Genomic DNA, 23,683 nt, shown 5'->3' with positions numbered 1-23,683 from the left:
GGACAGCTCTCAAGCGCATTTGGGGGCGTGTGCGCCAGGAGAGGGGAATCACCGATGCTTCAAGTGAAATATGACAGAGAAGAAATTTTAAGAGTCATTGATAACGTTACCCAAAAAACACTGGCGATGGATTTGACATGGGACTGGCCTTGCGGTGTGGCATACTATGGTGTAACCAGAGCTTATCAAACGACAGGGAATACAGAGATTTTGGACAGGCTTGTCCAATGGGCGGATGAATACATCGAGCTGGGCTTGCCGGACTGGACCGTAAATACATGCGCGATGGGCCATATGCTGATTACTTTATATGAAGAAACTGGGGATCAGAAATATTGGGATATTGTGATGAGCAAGGTGGATTATCTGCAAAATCATGCGCTTAGATTCGGAGATAACGTGCTGCAGCATACCGTATCCATTTCCAATGATTTTCCCGAGCAGGCATGGGCGGATACATTGTTTATGGCGGCATTTTTCCTGCTCCGTGTAGGAAGCAAATTAAAAGATGAGGCCATGATTCAGGATGCTCTGAATCAGTACTACTGGCATATCAAATACCTTCAGGACCCGAGTAGCGGACTGTGGTACCACGGCTACAACAATGTCAACAAGGATCATATGTCTGGATTTTACTGGGGCAGAGCGAACGCCTGGGGAGCTTATACCATGTCTCAGGTGAAACCTCAGTTGAAAGACTGGTACTTATATCCACAATGTATGGACGTCGAGTGTTCGCTGCGGGATCAACTAGCCGCTCTGAAGCTCGTTCAGACCGAGAACGGCTTGTGGCGGACGGTTTTGGACGACGAGGATTCGTATGAAGAGGTGTCGGCTTCTGCAGGTATTGCAGCAGCCATGATCAACAACGGTAATCCGCTACACACAAAATACGTGCAAAAAGCATTGGAAGGTATCCTGAACAACATAAGTGAAGATGGACGTGTGCTTGGTGTATCGGGTGGTACGGCGGTGATGAAGGATCGGGATGGCTATCGCAATATTCCAAAAGATTGGATTCAGGGCTGGGGTCAGGGCCTGGCACTCGCTTTTCTGTCCGATATGTTGAGATAGGGAGGGAACCCAATTGTCCAAACCAAGCAAAGGCTCCTTTACGCTGCCGGGGGAAGCCGGTTATGAGGATCTGACTTTACAACTTGCCGAGCGATGGGGGGCCGATGTCATTCGTGACAGTGACGGTACGCAATTGTCTGATGAGATTATTAACGCTGGATATGGCATTTACTCGACGATTTGCATTATCCGGGATCATAACGAATGGGCGTCCCGTAATACGGATAAGCTGCAGCAATGTTTTCTAATTACGAATCCCAAGGTAGCTGTACAAGATGATGTATCATTCTATCTGATGGAAGATTTTTTTGCTGAACAATTCAAGGTGAATGATTCCAAAGAGGCGTTTAAATACTGGCAGGTCTACGACCGGACAACCGGGGAGGAAGTGCCAAGAGGACTGTGGAATTATGAAAGGGAATCCGGCCATGTGGTCATTACCGGCATTGTCCCTTGGCATAAATACACAGTAAGCTTCATGGCCTATCGGATCTGGGAAGAGATTTCGATGTACAATCACACCACGAACCATTGGGACAAAGAGCACTTAATGCAGATTGATCCGATCTATCCGGAAACGCAAACATATTTGCTGGAATGGATGGAGAATTGGTGTCAGCAGCATCAGGAAACAACGGTGGTCCGGTTCACCTCATTATTTTATAATTTCGCCTGGATCTGGGGCAGTGATGAGCGGAATCGCCATCTCTTCTCGGATTGGGGTTCATACGATTTTACAGTAAGTTCAAGAGCGCTTGATCTGTTTGCTAAAAAATACGGATATTCGCTCTCTGCCGAAGACTTTGTGAATGGCGGCAAATATCGAGTGACTCATATTCCGGCACAGCAGCGCAAGCTGGATTGGATGGCATTTATCAATGATTTTGTTATCGAATTCGGCAAGAAGTTAATTGATATCGTGCATCATCACGACAAGCTGGCGTACGTCTTCTATGATGATAGCTGGGTTGGCATGGAGCCTTATAATGACCGTTTTCAGGAGTTTGGATTCGACGGGATGATTAAATGTGTGTTCTCCGGTTATGAGGCAAGGATGTGTTCAGGTGTCAACGTCGATACCCATGAGATCCGGCTGCATCCCTACTTGTTTCCGGTTGGCTTAGGCGGACTTCCTACTTTTAAGGAGGGCGGAGATCCCACGCTGGATGCCAAAAAATACTGGATCAATATAAGGCGCGCCTTGCTCAGAGAGCCGATTGACCGGATTGGATTGGGTGGATATCTGCATCTGGTTGAGCCTTACCCGGACTTTTGCGATTATATTGAGAAGATTGCGGACGAGTTCAGGGAAATAAAAGAGCTGCATCATGAAGGCAAGCCCTATCAAATAAAAACCAAGGTAGCTGTTCTGCATAGCTGGGGCAAATTAAGATCGTGGACGTTATCTGGCCATTTCCATGAAACGGTTATGCATGACTTAATTCATGTAAATGAAGCCTTGTCGGGCTTACCGGTTGAAGTGCAGTTCATTGCTTTTGAAGATATCCGTCAGGGTGTACTGCAGCATATAGATGTCGTGATCAATGCCGGCTCTGCTGGTTCAGCCTGGAGCGGGGGAGAACATTGGAATGACCACCCGTGTGTGGACTTACTGACTCAGTGGGTGTATGAGGGCGGCACCTTTATTGGCATCAACCAGCCATCGGCGGTAGAAGGGTACGACAGCTTTTTCAGAATGGCACATGTTCTTGGGGTGGATGAGGATACTGGCGCCAGGGTGGTTCATGGAAAATGGACATATGAGACTCGCGATGAGTATGGTTTGTTACCGGAAGGGGCAAAAATAGCGGCGAAGAATAACATATATCTTACCGATGGAACAGCTGCTGTGGTGGATGACACGGATGGTATGGTCACATTGTCTACACATGATTTTGGTAAAGGAAAAGGAATCTATCTGCCTTCATTCGAATTCAGTTGGGAGAACACAAGGCTGCTGCTGAATCTGATTCGTTTTGCAGGCAATGAGTTAAATGAGACGAAGTACATCACGGATAACTTATATACAGAGTGTACTTATTATCCGGAGAGTAAAATATTGGTAGTGATCAACAATAGTGACCAAATTCAAAAAACGACGATCGATACGGAGTATGGAAAAGAGACCTTGGAATTGGACCCGTACGATACGGTTATCACCAAAATAGGTTTAACAAAATCGGTATCCTCATAGAATATTAACTCCATAGACCGTATTCTCTTAACCAGAGAGCGGTCTATTTTAGTTAAAAAGGAATTTTACCCATTGAATATTAAGAAGGAAGTGCGAAGTATACTTAATGCGAATGTGCATTAAGGTATGCTTTTTAATTGTTGGATGCTCTGACACTACCTCTTTTCCGAACTGATCCAAATAGTTGAAATTATGACGTTTATAGTGCGGATTTCACTGTATAGTGTTAACATTATTTAGTAGGACATATGAAAAAGGGTAGGAGATCATGAGCCCTAATATGTTATTGCTTTCATCTTTTCAAAGGAGAGAGAGTGCCCTAATGTACACTTATAAAATGTTGGACAAGATAAGCATGGAAACACTTCACCAAGTGTTTGTGGATGCGTTTTCCGACTACCAGGTTAAAATGGATTTGCCTTTTTGGAAGTTTCAACAAATGCTCCAACGAAGGGGATACCACCCCGAAATATCTATGGGGGCCTTTAAGGATGAGAGAATGGTCGGATTTGTTATCAATGGACTTCGAAACTGGAATGGAAAGGCAACCGCATATGACCTTGGAACAGGTGTTGTAAAAGAATGCAGACGGCAGGGCATAACAAGAAATCTGCTCTTGAATATACAAAAGCTGCTAAAAGAAAAAAATGTAGAGCAATATTTGCTGGAAGTCATCCAATCCAACGAATCTGCCGTTCAGCTTTACAGTAAACAAAACTTCAAAATTCAAAGAGAATTTTCATGTTTCCAGTTACAAAAAGATAAATACATACCGCAAACGACCTGCACGGTGGAATGTGTGGAGAAGATCGATCTGGAGCAGTTCAGGGGATTTTGGGATGAGGATCCCTCCTGGCAAAATTCAATTGATTCCATCTACGCTGTGCCGGAAGCTTTTATCTATGTTGTTGCACGTCAGGATCACAGCATTGTTGGCTATGGCATTATAGATAAAAAAACAGGTGATATTCCACAGCTCGCAGTCAACCAAAATTACCGGGGCAAAGGCGTTGCAAGCAGCATCCTGACAGAGATGATCCTTAATACAGAATCTCCTAAGATCAGTGTCCTTAATATGGAAGCTCATCTGAAACCGATGGAAGATTTCCTGGTCAAATCAGGTTTTGTATATCATGTTGGCCAGTACGAAATGCGCTTAAAATTATAACGTGATCGCCGTTTCGGCGTTAAGTTAGAGGTTGCCTGATCATTCAGCAGAAACCAGAATACACAGCCGAGCCTATGAAAATGGACCGGCTGTGGTTATAATCAGGATTTATATGAAATTATTTACATATTATCCTTCAGTCTATCCGGTTATTGCAATTGCCAGAGGGTTGGTGTTGCCGAAGGGATCCAGTCCACTTGAGACTTGTGTGTGAGGAGGCACTTGTACGTCAAGCCATTGTAGCTGACGATGGTACCCACTGTATACTGGGTGTTGGTTGCCCATGCAGGTGCAGTTGAAGCTGCTGCTGTTTTACCACTGACCGTGCTTGCAGCTGATTGGTTGCCTGCCGCGTCAACAGCATAAACCGAAAAGTTGTAGGTCGTGTTTGCTTCAAGATTGGTTACTGTATAGGACGTTGCCGTCCCGGATGTCGTTGTAACTAAAGTAGAACCGTTGTAAATTTTATAACCTGTCACCCCGACATTATCCGTGGATGCCGTCCACATCAGCTGAATGCTGGAGGCGGTCGGTGTTCCCATCACGTGCAGCCCGCCTGGAGATGTTGGTGCGGTAGTGTCGTTAGCTGGAGGTGTAGTTGTGGTAACGCTTACACTATTGCTGGCTGCAGATTCGTTGCCTGCTGCGTCGACTGCTTTGACAGTAAAGGTATAAGTCGTGCTTGCTGTCAGACCCGTTACCGTATAGCTTGTAGTTGTGCCGGATACATTCCCTACCAGGGTAGCCCCGTTGTAAATTTTATACCCTGTTACCCCTACATTATCTATTGAAGCCTTCCAGGATAAGGATGTGCTCGTAGCTGTAGTTGCAGTCGACACAAGGGAAGCTGGAGGTGTTGGAGCTACATTATCAACCGGATTCGTCCCGGAGAAGTTCACGTCGATGACATTATAGAAGGCGTTGGGAGTATCTGCAACCTCCCAGACAGCTAGAATCACATGATAACCACTGCGTTCCGGTACGTTGCATGAGTTGGTGTAACTAAATGGAGGTTGCTTGCCGTCATAGGCTACGGAACAGAACGGTGTCAGGTCAAAAGAATCACGGGATAAAGGTACATTCGGATTCCAGTTCGTTTTCGTAATATAATATTTCCAGCTTGCCGTTGAATGGTTAGCTGTTAGTTTCCAAGTAAACGTATTACTGCCACTAGACATATTCACTTTCGACCAACGCGTAGCGGATTGCTCATCAAGCTTAGGGAACACACCGTTAGCACTTGCAATATGGCCGTCCGTAGGTCCTGTAGTTGGGAAGCCCTTAGGCGCCTCAAGACTTTGGGGTTCATATACGATACTTCCGCAATCCTGGTTGACTCCCGAAGCACACAGTGCAGCGCGGCTCGCCGGCCCTTCTACGTAACCATGTGACAACACCTTTGGACTGTTGAACAGCATGCTTACCGTTGTAAGCACCAGCAGACAGCAAATCAATACCAGCTTGGAAGACGGTAAAATGAATCTGAATAAGGACATTCGATAGCCTCCTGTATCATTTTTTTATATAAACTCAAGTAAGAGCTTATATCGTAATTAAGGAAGTGCTATACCATATATGGATATTGTTTAATGAAGAAATCGATATACGGGAATTTCTAAAGTTATTGTAAAGGAGGCACATTCGCTGAACAAGGATAAATTCCAACGATTATCCAGTTATTCAACACTTAGGTAGTACATGCAAAAGGCCTTTGCGGAGAGATCATCTCTCCACAAAGGCCTTTATTTCCGACCGGATTGATACGTGAAGTACGTGTTAAACAATGATTTATTTCTGAAATGACAAGAGGGAAGTGATTGCTTTTAAGTAGGGGATCGATGGGGTCAGGAATAACGGGAGGGGAATAATAGGGGCTGCGTTAACAATCAATACGAACGTATATTTGAATTGAGTTACTTGTGTGAGCTGCCCATGAAAACGATCTGTGAAACATCAACTCTGAAGGGTTTTGAACAAGATGAAATCATCAATGCAGCTCAAATCCACTTTCGCGGCAATCTAACATATAAAAGAAATCGATTTATTATTGGTAGCTTGGATAATAAGCCGTATTCTTCACTGGGATTTCAAGATAAGCGCTTGTCTATACGGCTTAAATCCAGTGATTATGAATACATATCTGAATTAGCATATGAAATGGATCTCTCTGTCCAGAAGCTACTGCAGCTAAGTACATCATCAATTAATATATTCTATTACTCAAAAAGAGACAAACAATAAAGAGTATGGAGGGCAAGGTATCTAAAATAGATGAGCATCAGAAGATAAAGTGTTCTTTTGGCTGTCTTCTTAAGGGGTACTATTAGGTCTCCTGCTTAGGAGCAAACTATAATCATTATTTTAAAAAATGACCTAAACAGAAAAAACCTATAGAATGAAGTAAACCAGTTTTTCATTATTTTTGTGAGGTGATATGGTTATGGAAAAAGTACTGGGTATTGTCGGTGGTCTGATAGGTATTCTTGCTTTTATTTTTGTTAGTATGGATCCTAATGCAAATGGAATTTCAACCGTTATTTTGGTTTTTGGTTTGCTTATTCCATCCTGTGGAGTGATATATGCTTCTTTAACTCAAAGAATTTTATTATTTATAATTTTTGTGATTTGGTCTTTACCATTAAGCCTTTATATCTCTTCTGGTGAAGGATTTTTCAAGTATATTTGGATTAATCTTGTTTTATTTTTAATCAGTTTTGTATTAATGGTAATAAAAAAGAGACCAGGCATCTGATGCCTGATCTCTTTTTTATCAGTAAATTTCGATGGTGCTTGTTAGCAAAACGCTAGCTTCGCCAGTTGCATCCTCAATAGCATCATAATCGAAGGAGCCATTCATAAATCCCCATACTGACACATTGTGGTTAACATAGGTATATAAGTTATCATTCAAAAAATCATAGTTTGAAAAATTTGCGACAGTTTCTTGACCAACCGCAGCAGGTTTATCCTTTCTCCGGGTTTGTTCCGAATCTACATACCAGTGTGTGTCTATAGGAGATGGATTAGCTGCCCAAGTTGCGGAACCGCCATTGCTATAAATGGCGTAATCATTTTGCATATACCAATAAAGAATCGCCTTTGAGTAGCAAATTTCCCAGCCTACTGGGTCATATGTTAATAATTTTACTTGTTTACTCCATATAGGCGCAAATGGTTTTATTGAATATTCTGGATCGTTCGAGAGGTCTGTTTCAATGGTAGTAAAGGTATTCTTTTCTCTGTTAATCGTAATATCATATCGAGTAGGTTTATCATCAGCCTTTCCTGACCCACTAATGACTTTTCTAACTGTACCATCTGATAATTCTTGAATAGATACATCTAGGTCGTCATTCCCATCAACTGGTTTAAGTTTAACTGAGTTTACAACAGCTTTTGGTTCTTTTGCTGGTGCTTCATTTGCTGAAGCAGCGCCAGCAAATAAGCTAGTAATCATGGCTACAGAGAATAGAATACTAAATAATCGCTTTTTCATTTCCAAACCTCCTCAATTTTGCTAATTATATTCAATTATAACGTTTTTAATCATCTTAATCTATAGGAATCCAGATCTATTATATTATGACATAATTCGCTTCCGCGCTTGAATCGTAAGATTGGCCAATAAGACTTTTTCCAACAAATATAATAGGGCCTGCTCGTCTGTTTTAAGAGAGCGCAGGCCCTAATCTCACTTATAATTAATGAACTTCAGAGATGTAGAAGGAGGCGAAACGAATTCAGTTAAGCATTCACCCGATTAAATATATATTCTGGAAAATAATTTAAAAATATACTATGTTATAGGTTGATAGATGAAGCGATCATTATCCGTAACTATAGTGATGATCATATTAAACTAAAGGGAGTATACATATGTTCAACCAACCGACTGCTTTACGTTCAGTGCTCAACCCTAAATATCTGGAGTTTGCATTGAGTAATCAGTATGACATCGGACCATGGGAAGAATGTTTGTTTTGGCTGAGAGGGTTAAATGATACATACCGGGTACGAACATCCACGGGCATGTATATTCTTCGTGTCTACCGTACTGAAATTACGGAAAACGATGTACGTTACGAACTATCCCTGTTATCTCAATTAAAGGGCATTCTAGGTTCATCAGTACATACCGATATTGGAGAGTACATCGAGAAGAAAGATCGCAGCGGATATACCGTACTGGATGCGGCAGAAGGCAGACGAATGGCCGTAATGTTTCGTTACATCGAGGGGACAGAGAACAATCTTGAGGATGAAGAGTCGTGTTACAAATTTGGTCAGTCTGCGGCTGAGCTGCATAAGGCGATGGAGCAAGTGGTATTGGACCAGCCACGATATGAGTTGGATACGAAGTTTCTAATTGACGAGCCTCTTGAACGAATCATTAACTACATTGGTGAGAAAAATGAAGCATCATCATTTCTTCATACGTTTGCTAGAGAGTTAAAAGCACGCATCGTCGTCACTACCAAACAAGGTTTGGATACAGGGCTGTGTCATGGCGATATGCATGGGAACAATAACGCTTTTCAACAGGACAGGCAGTTTATCCATTATGACTTTGAGTGGGCAGCTAAAGGTTGGCGTGCCTACGATCTTGCGCAGGTGAAAGCCCGGAAGAGGCAGTCTGGTGAGCAAAAAGAAGTGTTGTGGAATGCGCTCTTGAATGGCTATCGTTCCATTCGAAGCTTCTCAACACAAGATGAAGAGGCTATAGATCTATTCATTATCGCTCGCAGATTCTGGGTTATGGGTCTGGATGTTGCTTTTATCGAGAGTGATATGGGTGCACTGGATTATGGCTCGGATTGGTTGGATAGTTTCATGGAGGAGTTTCGTGACACGGGAATTGTTCAGTCGTAGGATTGACAGCTTTATGGATTCACATGAAGAAGGCCTTCTGGATGGTTCCAGAGGGCCTGTTTTAATTTGTACGATACATTCCATAGTCTTTAGTTCGATGAAGACGAAGCTACAACGGCGGCCGAAGTTGCAGCAGCGGTCATGGCAGCCTGTTGGGCGATGATAATGTTGGTGATGCTAGTGGAGACAGTCGTGGTCAAAACGCCGTTTCGAAGATCCTCCAAGTATTGCACCGCTACCAGTGAAGACGAGAGCAGCAGCAATTCCTGTTTGCTGATCGACCAGTTACCATAGCCCTTCTGTGTGCGCAGCCATTCGTATGTTTCCTCAACTTGTTCTACTAGTGTATCTCTGTCAGCGGGCAGCAGGGAGAGTATGCCTAGAGAAGCCAGGGTGTATGTTTTATCCAATCGTATCCCCCGTCTGCGGAATGTCTCATTTAACGCCAATACACGAGCGCCCGCTTCCGGGTTATCATCCCCGAGGACCAGCACCTGCGTTAATGCTTGCACGCTATTGCCCGGCGAGAACTCAGGTTTTAATTCAGTATAGAGGTGCTCCATACGGGTCACACCGGAGTCCACGTCCAGATCGGAAAGGGCCAGCATGGCAGCGAAAATATAGTCGTCCTGTCCAGTGAGAAAGCGGTACTGTGCTTTCATGTGATCATAAAATGCTTTGGCTCGTTCCACTTTATGTTCGAATTGGTCAGGGGTCGCGTGAGCTGCAATCTGATAGGCGGCAATAACCAGATAATCGGAAGTACGAAATTTAATTTTTTTCATCAGATCATAGATAAAAAGGGTGTTTTCCAGTTTCTTTTCCTGATCTGTCGTTAGCGAGAGCATGGTGGCGACGCTGATCGCCGAATTTCCCCTGAATACCGAGAAGAGATTGGTATTTTGTTTAATGAATTCATGGCTTTGACGGATGGCATCGCCGTCGGCTTGTTTATTTTCCGCTGCATACAGCAGGGCCGCCAGACGGTGCATCATCACATTTTGCCACTTGAACGACTTCTTAATGATCTGAGTGTTGGAAACGAATAGCTCGACTCGTGCTGCATGTTGCTGTTGCATAAGCAGACCTCCCAAGTGATTGAACATTTTCCCCAGTTTACTATAAATGCATATGCTTACACAGCGCTTTATTTGATGTACCTAGCAACGTTGAACTGGACTATTTCAAAATGTTCTGCTCACCATGGTCCAGAGGCCTATCCGTTCACAAAAAGGGCACCCTGTAGAAGTTTTGGATTTCCTCGCAGGCTCTAATTGGTACTTCGAAGAGGTGCATTATTGATTGCAAAGAAAGGGTTTTTGGATCTGAATCTGCATATGAGAATAGATAGGATGTGTTCGTTGTACTGTTAATTGAAAGAAATGGTGTAGGATGATGGAATTTGTGCCCCGAAGTATCCACTAGACGGCTCGCCTTGTCGTCATTCAGAATGATCAATATCATGTTCGGATAGAGCGTACGATGACCGAGGAGCAGCAGGTATTGCGCGTGATGTCCTAGATCGACGGGCAGGAAACCCACATTGCGCAAATCACTCTAGATAGCGATGCCGCGCGTGTATATCAAAATGGCTGCATTAGGACAGCAACTAAGCTTCTACTACAGCACGGATGGAAGTCAGTATCACCTGGTTACAGAAAAGGTGGATACAAGCAGCTTGAGCACCGAGGTGGCTGGGGGCTTCGTTGGCTGCTGTATCGGAATGTTTAGCACAAGCAACGGCGAGCGATCCGATCAGGTCGCCGATTTTGACTGGTTTGAATATGTTTCCTGCTGACGGAGTTCGGAAACATCCAGATGCTCACAGATGAAGGGGACATTCCTTTCAATAGGTTATATGTTATGATATTTGCATCTTCAAAAGTTCGATTGAAGGGGCATAGGGTATGAATCAGAGCATACAACAGTTTAAAGCGGATTTTTTCAAAGCGTTGGCGCACCCGATGCGGATTCAGATTCTGGAGCTGCTAAGCGATGGGGCCAAAAACGTGAATGAACTGCAAAGCATTCTGGGATCGGAAGGCTCTGCTGTTTCCCAGCAGCTGGCTGTACTACGCGGCAAAAACGTTGTTCAGGGAATAAAAGAAGGGACAACCGTCACGTATTCGCTCCGCGACCCGCTGATTAAAGACTTGCTGGCAGTCACCAAACAGATCTTTGACAATCATCTGGTTGACGCCATTTCGATGCTGGAAGACATTCGAAAAGAGTCCTGACACAATAAACAAGAGCAACCGGTCGTAATTACCGGAGCTTCTTGTTTTTTTGTGCTGTTTTCCTGCCGGGCTGGTGTGGAATCCGATTGACAGGGCCCACTCAGGGGAGTAGTGTTTTAATTATATTCAAATATTCAAATATATAAAGAAAAGAAGGTTAATGTACATGAAATGGATGGGGAGATATGCGGGTTATCATGCTTCCGATTTTCGCAAGGATCTGGTATCGGGGCTGATTGTGGGGATCATTGCAATTCCGCTGGGTATGGCGTTTGCCATTGCCTCCGGGGTCAAGCCGGAGTATGGCTTGTATACAACGATCATTGCGGGAATACTCATTTCCTTGCTGGGTGGGTCCAAATTCCAGATTGGCGGGCCGACGGGGGCATTTATTCCGATCCTCTTCGCAATTGTTATGCAGTATGGATACGAGAATCTGTTGATCGCCGGGATGATGGCGGGATTAATGCTTGTGCTTATGGGGGTGTTAAGGCTTGGAGCGTTGATCAAGTTTATTCCGAGGCCCGTAACCATCGGTTTCACGGCGGGAATTGCCGTTATTATTTTTAGCGGACAGATTGCAAACTTCCTGGGGCTCCGGGGAATCGAAAAACACGAGGATTTCTGGTCCAATATGAAAGAAATCGGGATGAATTTCTCAACGATTAATATACACAGTTTGCTGACAGCTGGAATCTGTCTGGCTGTCCTTCTGCTTGTGCCCAAGGTCGCACCTAAGGTGCCAGCCTCACTGCTCGGTCTGGTTCTATCCACATTCATTGCCGCACTCTTTTTCAAAGATCAGGTGGCTACGATTGGTTCGTCCTTCGGTGCTATTCCGGGAGCGTTGCCCCAGTTTCATATTCCAGAGATCACATGGGCGCGTGTGGTGAACTTGCTGCAGCCCGCTTTTGTGATCGCCATGCTGGGCGGCATCGAATCGCTTTTATCCGCTGTGGTTGCGGACGGCATGACTGGGAGCCGTCATAACAGCAATCGAGAGCTAATTGGACAGGGGATTGCTAATATGGTGACACCGCTATTTGGGGGGATTCCCGCCACAGGAGCGATTGCACGAACGGCAACGAATATTAAATCTGGTGCAGTATCCCCGTTGTCTGGCGTTATTCATGGCGTTGTTGTTTTGCTGGTGCTTGTCCTGTTTGCGCCATATGCATCCCACATCCCGCTTGCCAGTATGGCCCCCGTCCTCATGATTGTGGCTTGGAATATGAGTGAGCGGAGATCGTTCATGCATGTGTTGAAAACGAGAACAAGCGATTCGCTTGTGCTGCTGATTACCTTTTTGCTGACGGTATTCACCAGTTTAACGACGGCGGTGGAGGTTGGACTCATTCTCGCCGTGCTTTTATTCGTGAAGCGTATGAGCGAGATGCTGAAGGTCGCCAAAGTATTGCCTGATCCGGAGCATAAACACGAAAAAGTGATGGCTCACATGGTTCAGGAGGGACATGACTGTCCGCAGATCAGTCTGTATACGATCGAAGGCCCATTGTTTTTTGGCGCGGCAGATATGTTTGAGAAGTCGGTCATGGATTCGATTCAGCGTCGTCCGGGAATGCTGCTTCTGCGCATGAGCAAGGTTCCTTTTATGGATACAACAGGTGAAGCCAACCTGGCCAGTTTGGTGAAGCATTTTGAGCGATCTGGCGGCATGATTCTGTTTTCAGGCGTCCAGGGGCAGCCCTTGGAGATGATGAGAAAAACGGGGTTAATGGGGTATATTCATCCTGATCACATGTTTGAGCATACCGGTGAAGCGATCAATTATGCATTACAGCATCTGAACCATCAGAAGTGTATAGGCTGCAAGCATTTTGCTTTTCGTGAATGTGCCGCTTTGTCGAGTACAGGCGCCAATCCTGAGCGAAAGAGCCTACTGGAGCCGGGAAAGGGAGTCAAAGCAAACAGCTTTCCACAGATATAATCATGCTTTTATCAATGATTTAATGAAGCTAAATCCTTAAATAGTCAGTACATGATTACATAAAGTTTTGGCGCGGAGCAATTGTTCCGTGTCTTTTTTGTGTATAATTGTAAGCCTCTCTAATCTATCTAATAAAGGACGTTGGGGACTGGATCACGAACTATATGAATTCTGGAAAAATTAAACTGAAGGAGCATAATCATGTTCAATCAACCGACAGCTTTACGTTCAGTGCTCAATCCAAAATATTTGGAATTTATATTGAGTGATCAGTATGACATCGGACACTGGGAAGAATGTTTGTTTTGGCTGCGAGGATTAAATGATACCTATCGGGTATGCACGTCCACTGGCCTGTATATTCTCCGTGTCTACCGTACTGAAATCACGGAAGAAGATGTTCGTTATGAGCTATCCTTATTGTCTCAACTGAAAGGCATCCTGGATTCTTCAGTGCGAGCAGATGTAGGAGAGTACATCGAGAAGAAAGATAATACCGGATACACTGTTCTGGATGCTGCGGAAGGCAAACGGGTGGTCGTGATGTTTCGCTACATCGATGGGACAGAGAACAACCTTGAAGATGAAGAGTCATGTTACGCATTTGGTCAGTCCGCCGCCGAATTGCACAACGCCATGGATCAGGTGGCTGTGGAGCTGCCACGATATGAGTTGAATACGAAGCTTCTCATCGATGAGCCACTTGAACGAATCATCAGCTACGTTGGTGAGAAAGATGAAGCAGCACCATTTTTACATACAGTTGCCAACGAGTTAAAAGAACGCTTGGTTACCGCGTCCAGTCATGGTCTGGAATGGGGATTGTGCCATGGCGATATGCATGGGAACAATAATGCTTTTCAGCAGGGGAAGCGGTTTACCCATTACGACTTTGAGTGGGCAGCAAAGGGCTGGCGTGCCTATGATCTGGCCCAGGTGAAGGCTAGGAAGAGACAATCCGGTGAGCAAAAAGCAGCCTTATGGGATGCGCTCATGGCGGGTTATCGTTCGGTTCGAAGCTTCTCCACACAGGATGAACAGGCCGTTGATTTATTCATCATCACTCGCAGATTTTGGGTTATGGGTCTGGATGTCGCCTTTATCGAAAGTGATATGGGTGCGCTGGATTACGGTTCGGATTGGCTGGACAGTTTCATCGAGGAATTTCGGGATACGGGTATCGTGTAGTTAGAAGGTTATGGATTTGAACTGAGGAAGGCCTTCTGGATGATTCCAGAGGGCATGTTCCTAGTGTACAAGACGCACATTCATGACTAGTTTGATGATGAGGAAGATACGGCAGCAGCGGCCATGGCGGCCTGCTGTGCGATGATAATATTTGTGATGCTGGTGGAGACAGCCGTGGTCAGAATACCGTTTCGCAGATCCTCCACATGCTGAACCGCCACCAATGCAGACGAAAGTAACAGCAATTCCTATTTGTTGATCGACCAGGCACCGAAGCCCTTCTGGGTACGCAACCCGTCCTAGGTCTCCGCGACTTGATCCACGAGCGTATCTTAAGTGATATGTGTGTGCTATGGCTTAATATTTACATTTGTAGCATACCAGTGCCCATTCTTAATTTTTAAATCAATTGTCAGTGGCTCACGAAAGCCAAAGTTAGGCTGATCATACTCGTGAGTTACGAATACCTTTGATATAAAAAAGAAATGTAGTGGGAACACGGTACCTATTTTATGATTTTGGGGTTCATATAAAAAGCTGTCTGAAGTATCGCCTCGTGCAATTAAATTTGTTTTATCAAAGACAGATTGACTCATGTATTCTCCATAATTAGTGTCTGATCCCAAGGACTTTTCCAATATAATTTTAGTATCCTTCGCTATCCAAACACCAAACGAAATGTAAATTAATGCAATCAAAAAAATAAATGTTAGGAGCCATTTCTTTTTATTCATAATTAGTCCTCCTATACTAAAAAGTTGGTACAGTTATTAAACCATACCAACTTTCTATACAAATACAATACTTATTTATAGGATGTGAGTAAAGTAAGGAATTACAGTGCCAGCAGTATTATTAATGTAGAAATCCCAAGGTACATTCTTGCGGTTGGTTGTGTGATACGATACTAATGGATTTTCTGGATTGGAACGGTCGGTTACTACAGCAGTGTGGTTCATAGTATAATCTTCCCCTTTATCATAAGAGATAATATCTCCTTCATATAGGTGCTTTGGTTCTGGTTTGCCGTAACCATGAATTGTATCTGTACTTCTAATTAGTTTGAAAAATGAATCTGCTTGCACCCAAGGCACAGCATACAACCATTGTCCAGCTGGAGCCATTTTGCATGTTAGGTTTACAGGAAAATTGTTGGATGGGAAGGGCTTGGGCTACCATGTCAAACACACAGGCGGATTACAAGAGTCCGGCTATTCGTAGCTCCGAAAATCAGGCGTTTCAATTTGGTGAATTCTTTTAACGGTTCAATGGTGGAGTCCCGGATTTTGGGAAAATTGTGAAGCGTACAAAAAATGACCGCGATCAGCGGTCATAAGATGGTTGGGTTGGTATATCTATCTGCAATTCGAATTAATTGAATGAAATGGTGTAGGACACGGAAGGGAATGCCGAAATGGACCCTGGTACGCGTTCAACTACGGTGACCAGTGTGCCAGGGCTGTAGTAGCCTGAACCACCATTGTAATTGGTACTGTTTACGATGGCTGTTCCCAGATCAACTGACGTATTATTGTAGCTCCAGTAGTAGTGCAGTTGAAGTGTATTCGCTGCGGATGTCGTGATTTTCACGCTTGTACCGGACGTTTTGGCGGTAGGGAGAATGTAGGTATATCCTTGACCGGCGGTGAGTGTATTGGAATAGCTGCCTCCATAACTTACAATGGCCGGATTAGCCGAAGCGGTTAGGCCGAGCATAAGGGAAATGCTCATGAAAAATACAAATAAAGCGCTGCTCCATTTTTTCATCGATACCTCATCTTTTCAAAATGAATGTTTTAAAGTGTAACTACACCAAAAACGAAAACCTTTTCGAGAATGGACTGAAGCATCCTCCTTTTTTCAGTTTATGTTAGCGTTAACATTTCTGAGGGCTATAATATATACCAATAAAATACAGTTGTAAATAGTGATTTAAATGGAAGGATAGCCAGTTACGAATTATGACCTCTGACTATATCCTATAAAAAAATGACCGCTTTAGGCGGTCATAAGATTACTTGTTTCTTGATGTATGATCTGATGCAATTACATTAATAAACCTAACAAATGAATGGCCCCAATTATCCCCATGGGGTAAATAAATGATCTGGAATATGTATTCTTAAATTCATTACGAGGGTGCTTTTCGAAAAATAGGTACAGTGCCGCATGAATGATGAAAAATATATCCAGTACCCAGAACGTAATCGTATGGTAAGAACTGAAAATCAGTGCAACGATGATGGTTCACTTGGCTTTTTAAGGACTTTTTGTTCTAGCGTTTAATTCCAAACCATACAGTCCACAGGTCTTTTTCGACAATCGGGTTTTGAACGGGCTCCAGTTTACGTTCCACGTATTCCACCAATTCTTGCAAATCCTCATCGGACAGTTCATGAAGGAGTGAGCGGCCAGTGCGCGACAATAAATCTTCTTTCAAAGACTCCATATCTTCATACACACGGCGAGTCTCCCATAAAGAAACGGTCTGTTCAAGCTTGAACCCGCTTGCTTCCATCGTCTGTTGCACCTGATTGGCATCATATCTGCGATTCACTTCCAACTCGATCAATTGAGGAAATTTTTCGAAGAAAAACCCTCTTAGGTGATGTTCACTTCCAGGGAGTGTACAGTCCTGAGGAGTACGATCCTGAATGATGAGAGTTCCACCTGGTTTTAAAATTCGATGGGCTTCCCGAAAACAAGCGCCTAAATCGTTAAGGTGATGAATCAATGCCCGCTCTAACACAAGGTCGAACTTATGATCAGGGAGTTGGGTATCGTAGGCATTGCCAGATAAAAATGTGATGTGCGGAATCGATTTGCAGTTTGCAGAGGCTCCCTTTAACATCTCCTCAGAAAAGTCTACACCGGTAACCTGTACTGCCCCCATCTGGGCCAGAGCTTGAGTGTAAATACCACCGCCACAGCCAATGTCAGCGACATATTTTCCGAATACATCCACGTTTTCTTGGATCATGGAGATCCAAGAATCGTTCGCAGATCTTGTGGTATAGGTGAAACGATTCTGTTCATCATGAAAATCAATAGGCATATAAATGACTCCTCTCACTTATATTTTCATCTAGTGAAACCTGGTTTCATTATAACATCATAATTATACCATAGATATCCAATAATTTTTGAGGAGATACTCGTCTTTTTAAAATAATGTTCTGCTTTTTCAATAAATCAGACTTCAACGGACTGCTGTATTCATTAAGGGGTTATCCTGTTACTGTGTACTGAATCCGCTTCCTTACATTCCTTGTTGTATTTCTGCGGCACATCTCGTACAATTTGGTGAAGCAATCCTGCATTGCGTTAATGTGAATATAAAAATGTATCTTACAACAAGAAGCTGCACACCAGAAAAGGGGAGAATCGTTTGGAATCGAAGCAACTATCTAGAGGGCTAAAGCCCCGCCATGTAGAGCTGATTGCACTCGGGGGTACGATTGGCGTTGGATTGTTCATGGGATCGGCTAGTACGATCAAATGGGCAGGACCTTCCGTGCTGCTGGCCTATTTGCTGGCCGGGATCATTATCTTTTTTGTCATGCGTATTATGGGGGAAATGTTGATTCAGGAGCCTGTCACCGGTTCGTTTGCCACATTTGCTCACAAGTATATCAGTCCGCTTGCCGGATTCCTGACGGCCTGGAGCTATTGGTTCCTCTGGGTTACAGTGGGTATGGCGGAAGTTACGGCGATTGGGATCTATGTTGGTTATTGGTTCCCGGATATTCCACAGTGGTTGCCGGCACTTGCCGGGGTACTCATCATTGCGGCAGCGAATCTGGCAGCGGTAAAGTACTATGGGGAATTCGAATTCTGGTTTGCGCTGATTAAAGTGACAGCCATTGTGGCAATGATCATAATCGGAACGGGACTCATCTTCTTCGGCTGGGGGAACGGCGGACAGCCCATCGGGCTATCGAATCTGGTGAGCCATGGCGGCTTCTTCCCCGGAGGGATCAAAGGTTTCCTTTTTGCCCTATGTATCGTTACGGCTGCGTATCAGGGCGTTGAAATGGTCGGTATTACGGCAGGCGAAGCGGAGAATCCAAAATATACGCTGCGTAAAGCGATTAAGAATATCGTGTGGCGTATTCTCATTTTTTACGTTGGGGCGATCTTTGTCATCGTGACATTGTATCCTTGGAACGAAGTGGGAGAGACGGGAAGCCCGTTTGTACTGACGTTTGCCAAAGTCGGAATTGTCGCTGCTGCGGGAATTATCAACTTCGTGGTGCTTACCGCCGCGATGTCGGGATGTAACAGTGGAATCTACAGTGCAGGACGTATGCTCTATACACTTGCGGAGAATGGACAGGCACCAGCTTTTTTCAAAAAGCTGTCCAAAGGCGGGGTTCCCCGCAACAGTATCATCATCACGATTTCCTTGCTGCTTGTGGGTGTTGTACTCAACTACCTGATGCCCGACTCCAAACTGTTCCTGTACATCTACAGCGCAAGTGTTCTTCCGGGGATGGTCCCGTGGTTCGCGCTGGCCTTCAGCCAGTTCAGGTTTAGGAAACGTTGGGGCAATGAGATGGCAGATCACAATTTTAAGTCCAAATGGTTCCCGATCAGCAATTACATCATCATCGTATATCTGACGCTTGTTATTATTGGTATGGCGTTTAATCCGGATACACGATTACCCTTGATTGTGGGGGCTACATTTATGGCGATCGTTGTGATCGGATACTTTGTATTTGGCATAGGAAAAAGACAGCGGGCAGATGAAGGCGAAGATCACTAGCCACGACTCAGAGATAAGAGGGCACTGCAATCGGATTGGAAAAGGTGTGACTTTCCCTGGTCAAACTATAGTGAAACATCATACGTGCATTCCTTGTACACATTGGAAACCTTCGGGAGATCCAGTGTTATGCAGGGAGTGCTTTTTTTGTTTTTCAAAATTCAGGCTTGAATCTCCTGTTGCTGGAGGTTTTAGGATTGGAGAACGAATCGTTTTGACGGTCGAGCCGATCATTTTGGCGGCTTCACCGATTGTATAGGTATCTTTGCTTTGGTTCAACGAGACCACCTCATGTTCTATTATACAACCTCCAGTCACTGGAGATTCAATGGCCAGAAAGTTGGCATGGGAATGACCAGATCCGGTTTAAATTCCACACATCTCGGTTACAAAGGAAAGAGTGCAACTTTTGTGAAAACAACATAATGAATAAATAAATCCGAGGAGGAATTGAACATGGCTAATCAAGGACCAACACACCATGCAAGATCCGACGACACAATATCCGAAGGCAACATCAGATTGGAAACAGCAGCAGGAAGAGCCGGGACTTCAGCGTGAAATGACTCCTGTTCCTGATGCGGGTGAGAAAAGCTATAAAGGCAGCGGGCGTCTGACCGGACGCAAAGCGGTTGTAACCGGAGCCGACAGCGGCATTGGTCGGGCAGCAGCCATCGCTTTTGCCCGTGAAGGCGCGGATGTCGTTCTGGCCTACCTTCCTGAGGAAGAAGCCGATGCCAAGGAAGTGATCAAGCTGATCGAAGAAGCAGGCCGCAAGGCTGTTGCGATTCCAGGTGACCTCAAGGATGAGAAGTACTGCGAAGAACTCATTGAATCTGCTGTAAAAGAGCTCGGCGGGATCGATATTCTTGCCAACGTGGCAGGTAAACAACAGTTTGTTGAGCAGATCGCCGATCTGACCACAGAACAATTTGATGCGACGTTCAAAACCAATGTCTATTCGATGTTCTGGCTCTGCAAAGCAGCGGTGAAACACATGAAACCAGGCAGTTCCATTATTAACACGTCTTCTATTCAGGCATATAAGCCATCTCCAATCCTGCTGGATTATGCAACAACAAAGGCAGCAATCAACACCTTCAGCAAAGCGCTGGCACAGCAGGTCGGCAGCAAAGGCATCCGTGTAAATGTCGTCGCGCCAGGTCCGGTATGGACACCGCTTCAGGTGGTTGGTGGACAACCGGTGGAGAAGCTTGCCAGTTTCGGCTCAAACACACCGCTTGGTCGTGCGGGGCAACCTGCCGAGATGGCGCCTGCGTTTGTATTTCTGGCGAGTCAGGAATCGAGCTATGTGAGCGGTGAGACACTGAACGCCAATGGTGGTACGGTTAGTCCGTAAACTTTGGATATAAAAGGCCTATGAGTGATAGGTCAGTGAACATAGGCAAGTGAAGAAAAGAGAAGCAAAGAACTCCATTCCCGATGAAGGTGAATGGAGTTCCTTGTTGTTATGGAATAATTTTTCTTAATTATTGGATGACTTCTGATCCGGTTTAGGGTCCAGAATGGCGTAGCTGCCGAGTGTAGCCAATTGCGCCGTACCCAGAAGGGCTTCATCCACCGCAGCTAGAGCCTCACTTGCGGCGGTCATCAGTTCATCTGAATTAACGGGCGAGGCAAAACGTAGAATGACCCGTTTCTCCCCATTTTTCAGTTCACTCTCAGCCTTCGTTTTGTATTCACTAATCGAAGCAACTTCAAGATCGTTCTGTACATAATAATCGTTCGCATCACTTTCGCCATTAAACAGAGCGAGTTCGGAATCAAGCCAGTAATCCTTATCCGCAATCGTTTTCTGACTTTCAGCCGTCTCATCATTTGCATTGTACAGGAAGTAAGGAATACCGGAATTGGTCAGGTTGTTGGTGGCATCCACATGGAACCATTCATTCCCGATTTTGACCTTGTTCCACGCATGAGGAACACCGCTGGATGCTCCCGTTACGACAATGCTTTCCAGTCCAGACAGATCGGAGAGCAGTTTGTAGACGGAAGCATAGCTTGCACATACGCCAACGCCTTTGACAAGGATACCGTAAGTTGTAAACGAATCGTTGAACTGTGCATCCACATTTTTAAAGTTGTTCTGTTCCGCATTTTCCAATGCAGCATCATCATACTTCGCGTTATCGTTCAGATAATCGTAGATGGCTTTCCGTTTCTCATCATCCTTCATGTCATGCTTGATGATGGAAGCAACCACTTCGTTTGCTTTGGCAATAATCTCGTCCTGTTTCTTATGGATGACATCTGCCGATTCATTGTAATGGATCGAAAGGGTAAGTGTACCGTAATTGTATTCAAAACCTTCCACACCCAGAATCAATGGATTCTGGTACATCACTTTCAGGACCACATCCGAGAGTGTTGTGAAGTTTTGGGCTTCGGGAAAAGCTTTCAATGAGATCTTGTCTTGCGCAGCAATCATGTTTTTGGCCAAAACTTCTTCCAATGCAGAATCTGCATTTATAAGTTTATCGCCTGTAGCTGGCTCAGGAACCGTTTCCTGATTACCTTGCTCCACATTCTGCTGTGTATTGGATTTCTGCTCATCTACCAGATTATCCTCTTCAATTTCGGAAGCTGGATCATTAGATTCACTCGTAATTTCATCAGAAGCTTTATCGGAAGACTTATCGGAAGTATCATCGGAAGCCTCGTTGGATACCGGGTCAGTTTTGTCTTCTGACGTTCCAGTATCGGTTGTGGATTCCGTAGATGTAGATTCCGCCGCCGCTTCTGTTTCCGTTGAAGGCTCAGATGCTGGTGTATCATGATTGTTGATGATGGTTGGCACATCAGGTGCAGGGACGTAAGGTGTGTCATTTTTCGGTTCTACGAGTCCGTTACTGGATTCTGCGACCGTTTGTTTATTTAATTTATCCAGATCCTCCTGAGTCACATTTTCCACTCGTACGTAACTTTTCAGAGCTGTTCCTTTAATGTGAAAAGGAATACTCGTTTCATTGAACTCTGAAATCTCTACACCAGCGGTGTCATAGACAATCGTTTCTTGGGAAAACGAACCATCAATGTACTCAATACTTGTTGTTTTAGGCAATTCATTCATGTTCTTCAATTTCTTCATATACAGTTGTTCTTTTAAAGCCATCGGCAACTGATTAGATAGAGGGGCAGTGGCAACACCGTTGCTGAAATTGGATTCCTTATCTCCGCTGACCGCTGTGACGTAATATTCACCTTTCATACCATGGTTCTGATAAGAAGTCATCTGCTCATTAATGGTGCCGAGACCGCCTTTTCCATCTGCCATAAAGTCATTAAAGGATGTTTCCGTTGTTGTGGTTAAAACCAATGGATTGCTTCCATTGAAGGCTTTCTCCGCTCCTTGCAAGGGTACGTTGTTTGTTTCAAAAATAACCGTTCGATCTGCACGATTATAAATTTTATATTCGGTTGCACCTTCGACCTTGTCCCAAGTCAGTTTAAAGCGCTTATCCTTGTCGATTTCATATTTGAGATTGGGAACAGGCAGCTCGGATTTTACTGTGAAAGGAATGATCATTGGTTGGTCCAGTAGCGTGAGCTTTTCGGCATCCAGATCATAGTTAATACGAATGTAATAAATGGGGGCACCGCCCCAAGTGCTTTGCTCCTGTGTCCGTAACTTATCTGAGGTTAAAACACCCCATCCAAGAGGCTTAATGGAGACACTATTGTCATTGATTTCTGGTATGGCGTAAACTTTGCTGGATTCAAGGGCCTTAATATCGGTATGTACACTAATCATATCACTTGCTTGTATACGGCTATTTTTCAGATCTGCTTTGAATTTAAATTTAAATTCTTCATCTTGAGCTACGTTGTACATCGGCATAATGGCTTTATTCGATTCAGATCCGTACTTCTGTTTCAAACTTAATACGCTGGAGCCTTCTACTATTTCTGTAGGGTTATTCTCGGACGGGCTACTCTCCTTGTCATTGCTCTGGCATCCAGCCAATAACAGGGTGAGCGTAAACATAATCAATATTAAACGTTTCATGGTACACCACTTTCTCGTTTTTCTAAGTTGTTGCAAAGGCTAATTTCTAAAAAATCTAAACACTGAAGATTATCATTTCTGGTTAAAACCTATTTTCGAACCTCTTATCAGCAAAACCTCCTATTAATTACCTAATGTCTTTTGCTAGTCTATGGTCATATAGACTTATTGTCAAGATGTGTAATGGTATATTATGACTATATACAATAG

Annotated in this window: 20 protein-coding genes; 11 read left to right on the top strand and 9 right to left on the bottom strand. The window is 44.3% G+C overall.

The features are described 5' to 3' along the window. The first annotated feature begins 54 nt into the window (after window positions 1-54). From ACFTRD_RS30350 to ACFTRD_RS30340, 3 genes are all read left to right on the top strand, one after another. Entirely contained in the window at window positions 55-1,074 is a 1,020-nt protein-coding gene (locus ACFTRD_RS30350; RefSeq protein ID WP_379386508.1) for a glycoside hydrolase family 88/105 protein, read from the top strand. A gap of 13 nt (window positions 1,075-1,087) precedes the next feature. Next, the gene (gene gnpA, locus ACFTRD_RS30345; RefSeq protein WP_379386506.1) at window positions 1,088-3,268 is read left to right on the top strand and encodes a 1,3-beta-galactosyl-N-acetylhexosamine phosphorylase; all 2,181 of its coding nucleotides are present in this window, start codon (window positions 1,088-1,090) and stop codon (window positions 3,266-3,268) included. Window positions 3,269-3,590: 322 nt separating this feature from the next. Beyond that, window positions 3,591-4,436: a GNAT family N-acetyltransferase gene (locus ACFTRD_RS30340; protein ID WP_379386504.1), complete on the top strand. Its 846-nt coding sequence runs from the start codon at window positions 3,591-3,593 to the stop codon at window positions 4,434-4,436. 149 nt (window positions 4,437-4,585) lie between these two features. On the opposite strand, the gene ACFTRD_RS30335 is transcribed toward ACFTRD_RS30340, so the two are convergent. Further along, window positions 4,586-5,932: a lytic polysaccharide monooxygenase gene (locus ACFTRD_RS30335; RefSeq protein ID WP_379386502.1), complete on the bottom strand. Its 1,347-nt coding sequence runs from the start codon at window positions 5,930-5,932 to the stop codon at window positions 4,586-4,588. Between the two features lie 944 nt (window positions 5,933-6,876). Between ACFTRD_RS30335 and ACFTRD_RS30330 the strand changes: the two genes are divergently transcribed. After that, window positions 6,877-7,188 carry a hypothetical protein gene (locus ACFTRD_RS30330; RefSeq protein ID WP_379386500.1) on the top strand — a complete coding sequence of 104 codons (312 nt, stop codon included), beginning with the start codon at window positions 6,877-6,879 and terminating at the stop codon, window positions 7,186-7,188. Window positions 7,189-7,206: 18 nt separating this feature from the next. On the opposite strand, the gene ACFTRD_RS30325 is transcribed toward ACFTRD_RS30330, so the two are convergent. After that, the gene (locus tag ACFTRD_RS30325) at window positions 7,207-7,932 is read right to left on the bottom strand and encodes a hypothetical protein (protein ID WP_379386498.1); all 726 of its coding nucleotides are present in this window, start codon (window positions 7,930-7,932) and stop codon (window positions 7,207-7,209) included. 380 nt (window positions 7,933-8,312) lie between these two features. Between ACFTRD_RS30325 and ACFTRD_RS30320 the strand changes: the two genes are divergently transcribed. Then, window positions 8,313-9,305, top strand: a complete 993-nt coding sequence (locus tag ACFTRD_RS30320; protein ID WP_379386493.1) for a phosphotransferase — start codon at window positions 8,313-8,315, stop codon at window positions 9,303-9,305. 89 nt (window positions 9,306-9,394) lie between these two features. On the opposite strand, the gene ACFTRD_RS30315 is transcribed toward ACFTRD_RS30320, so the two are convergent. Beyond that, on the bottom strand, window positions 9,395-10,384 hold the full coding sequence (locus ACFTRD_RS30315; RefSeq protein WP_379386491.1) for a DUF4003 family protein: 990 nt from the start codon (window positions 10,382-10,384) through the stop codon (window positions 9,395-9,397). Window positions 10,385-10,881: 497 nt separating this feature from the next. On the opposite strand from ACFTRD_RS30315, the gene ACFTRD_RS30310 reads away from it, so the two are divergent. The 4 genes from ACFTRD_RS30310 to ACFTRD_RS30295 all read left to right on the top strand — a co-directional run bounded on the left by ACFTRD_RS30310 (window position 10,882) and on the right by ACFTRD_RS30295 (window position 14,678). Next, entirely contained in the window at window positions 10,882-11,103 is a 222-nt protein-coding gene (locus ACFTRD_RS30310) for a beta-xylosidase family glycoside hydrolase (protein ID WP_379386489.1), read from the top strand. Window positions 11,104-11,212: 109 nt separating this feature from the next. Continuing rightward, on the top strand, window positions 11,213-11,542 hold the full coding sequence (locus ACFTRD_RS30305; protein WP_379386487.1) for an ArsR/SmtB family transcription factor: 330 nt from the start codon (window positions 11,213-11,215) through the stop codon (window positions 11,540-11,542). 166 nt (window positions 11,543-11,708) lie between these two features. Then, a complete protein-coding gene (locus tag ACFTRD_RS30300; protein WP_379386485.1) occupies window positions 11,709-13,490 on the top strand; it encodes a SulP family inorganic anion transporter in 1,782 nt (593 codons plus the stop codon). A gap of 201 nt (window positions 13,491-13,691) precedes the next feature. Beyond that, window positions 13,692-14,678 carry a phosphotransferase gene (locus ACFTRD_RS30295; protein ID WP_379386483.1) on the top strand — a complete coding sequence of 329 codons (987 nt, stop codon included), beginning with the start codon at window positions 13,692-13,694 and terminating at the stop codon, window positions 14,676-14,678. Between the two features lie 350 nt (window positions 14,679-15,028). Here the strand turns inward: ACFTRD_RS30295 and ACFTRD_RS30290 are convergent, their stop codons facing one another. The 4 genes from ACFTRD_RS30290 to ACFTRD_RS30270 form a co-directional block, all read right to left on the bottom strand. Next, on the bottom strand, window positions 15,029-15,412 hold the full coding sequence (locus ACFTRD_RS30290; RefSeq protein ID WP_379386481.1) for a hypothetical protein: 384 nt from the start codon (window positions 15,410-15,412) through the stop codon (window positions 15,029-15,031). Window positions 15,413-15,487: 75 nt separating this feature from the next. Then, window positions 15,488-15,772, bottom strand: a complete 285-nt coding sequence (locus ACFTRD_RS30285) for an amidase domain-containing protein (RefSeq protein ID WP_379386662.1) — start codon at window positions 15,770-15,772, stop codon at window positions 15,488-15,490. A gap of 277 nt (window positions 15,773-16,049) precedes the next feature. Continuing rightward, the gene (locus tag ACFTRD_RS30280) at window positions 16,050-16,445 is read right to left on the bottom strand and encodes a hypothetical protein (protein WP_379386479.1); all 396 of its coding nucleotides are present in this window, start codon (window positions 16,443-16,445) and stop codon (window positions 16,050-16,052) included. 508 nt (window positions 16,446-16,953) lie between these two features. Then, on the bottom strand, window positions 16,954-17,733 hold the full coding sequence (locus tag ACFTRD_RS30270; RefSeq protein ID WP_379386477.1) for a methyltransferase domain-containing protein: 780 nt from the start codon (window positions 17,731-17,733) through the stop codon (window positions 16,954-16,956). Window positions 17,734-18,066: 333 nt separating this feature from the next. Between ACFTRD_RS30270 and ACFTRD_RS30265 the strand changes: the two genes are divergently transcribed. Next, the gene (locus ACFTRD_RS30265; protein WP_379386475.1) at window positions 18,067-19,446 is read left to right on the top strand and encodes an amino acid permease; all 1,380 of its coding nucleotides are present in this window, start codon (window positions 18,067-18,069) and stop codon (window positions 19,444-19,446) included. A 78-nt stretch (window positions 19,447-19,524) separates the two neighbouring features. Here ACFTRD_RS30265 and ACFTRD_RS30260 read toward each other — a convergent pair whose 3' ends face one another. After that, window positions 19,525-19,725 carry a MerR family transcriptional regulator gene (locus ACFTRD_RS30260; protein ID WP_379386473.1) on the bottom strand — a complete coding sequence of 67 codons (201 nt, stop codon included), beginning with the start codon at window positions 19,723-19,725 and terminating at the stop codon, window positions 19,525-19,527. 202 nt (window positions 19,726-19,927) lie between these two features. Between ACFTRD_RS30260 and ACFTRD_RS30255 the strand changes: the two genes are divergently transcribed. Further along, on the top strand, window positions 19,928-20,806 hold the full coding sequence (locus ACFTRD_RS30255) for an SDR family oxidoreductase (protein WP_379386471.1): 879 nt from the start codon (window positions 19,928-19,930) through the stop codon (window positions 20,804-20,806). Between the two features lie 126 nt (window positions 20,807-20,932). On the opposite strand, the gene ACFTRD_RS30250 is transcribed toward ACFTRD_RS30255, so the two are convergent. Further along, window positions 20,933-23,473: a transglutaminase domain-containing protein gene (locus ACFTRD_RS30250; RefSeq protein WP_379386469.1), complete on the bottom strand. Its 2,541-nt coding sequence runs from the start codon at window positions 23,471-23,473 to the stop codon at window positions 20,933-20,935. Between the last annotated feature and the right edge of the window lie 210 nt (window positions 23,474-23,683).

The organism is Paenibacillus sp. NPDC056933, assembly GCF_042674385.1.
In the GTDB taxonomy this organism is placed as follows: domain Bacteria; phylum Bacillota; class Bacilli; order Paenibacillales; family Paenibacillaceae; genus Paenibacillus.
Note: the sequence above shows the minus strand (reverse complement) of the source record. Positions and strands in the feature narration are given on the sequence as shown.

Coding starts and splice junctions, on each gene's coding strand:
- ACFTRD_RS30290 (WP_379386481.1), bottom strand. CDS start 15,412: ATGAATAAAAAGAAATGGCTCCTAACATTTATTTTTTTGATTGCATTA.
- ACFTRD_RS30315 (WP_379386491.1), bottom strand. CDS start 10,384: ATGCAACAGCAACATGCAGCACGAGTCGAGCTATTCGTTTCCAACACT.
- ACFTRD_RS30270 (WP_379386477.1), bottom strand. CDS start 17,733: ATGCCTATTGATTTTCATGATGAACAGAATCGTTTCACCTATACCACA.
- ACFTRD_RS30300 (WP_379386485.1), top strand. CDS start 11,709: ATGAAATGGATGGGGAGATATGCGGGTTATCATGCTTCCGATTTTCGC.
- ACFTRD_RS30255 (WP_379386471.1), top strand. CDS start 19,928: ATGCAAGATCCGACGACACAATATCCGAAGGCAACATCAGATTGGAAA.
- ACFTRD_RS30305 (WP_379386487.1), top strand. CDS start 11,213: ATGAATCAGAGCATACAACAGTTTAAAGCGGATTTTTTCAAAGCGTTG.
- ACFTRD_RS30320 (WP_379386493.1), top strand. CDS start 8,313: ATGTTCAACCAACCGACTGCTTTACGTTCAGTGCTCAACCCTAAATAT.
- ACFTRD_RS30340 (WP_379386504.1), top strand. CDS start 3,591: ATGTACACTTATAAAATGTTGGACAAGATAAGCATGGAAACACTTCAC.
- ACFTRD_RS30350 (WP_379386508.1), top strand. CDS start 55: ATGCTTCAAGTGAAATATGACAGAGAAGAAATTTTAAGAGTCATTGAT.
- ACFTRD_RS30280 (WP_379386479.1), bottom strand. CDS start 16,445: ATGAAAAAATGGAGCAGCGCTTTATTTGTATTTTTCATGAGCATTTCC.
- ACFTRD_RS30250 (WP_379386469.1), bottom strand. CDS start 23,473: ATGAAACGTTTAATATTGATTATGTTTACGCTCACCCTGTTATTGGCT.
- ACFTRD_RS30325 (WP_379386498.1), bottom strand. CDS start 7,932: ATGAAAAAGCGATTATTTAGTATTCTATTCTCTGTAGCCATGATTACT.
- ACFTRD_RS30330 (WP_379386500.1), top strand. CDS start 6,877: ATGGAAAAAGTACTGGGTATTGTCGGTGGTCTGATAGGTATTCTTGCT.
- ACFTRD_RS30295 (WP_379386483.1), top strand. CDS start 13,692: ATGTTCAATCAACCGACAGCTTTACGTTCAGTGCTCAATCCAAAATAT.
- ACFTRD_RS30335 (WP_379386502.1), bottom strand. CDS start 5,932: ATGTCCTTATTCAGATTCATTTTACCGTCTTCCAAGCTGGTATTGATT.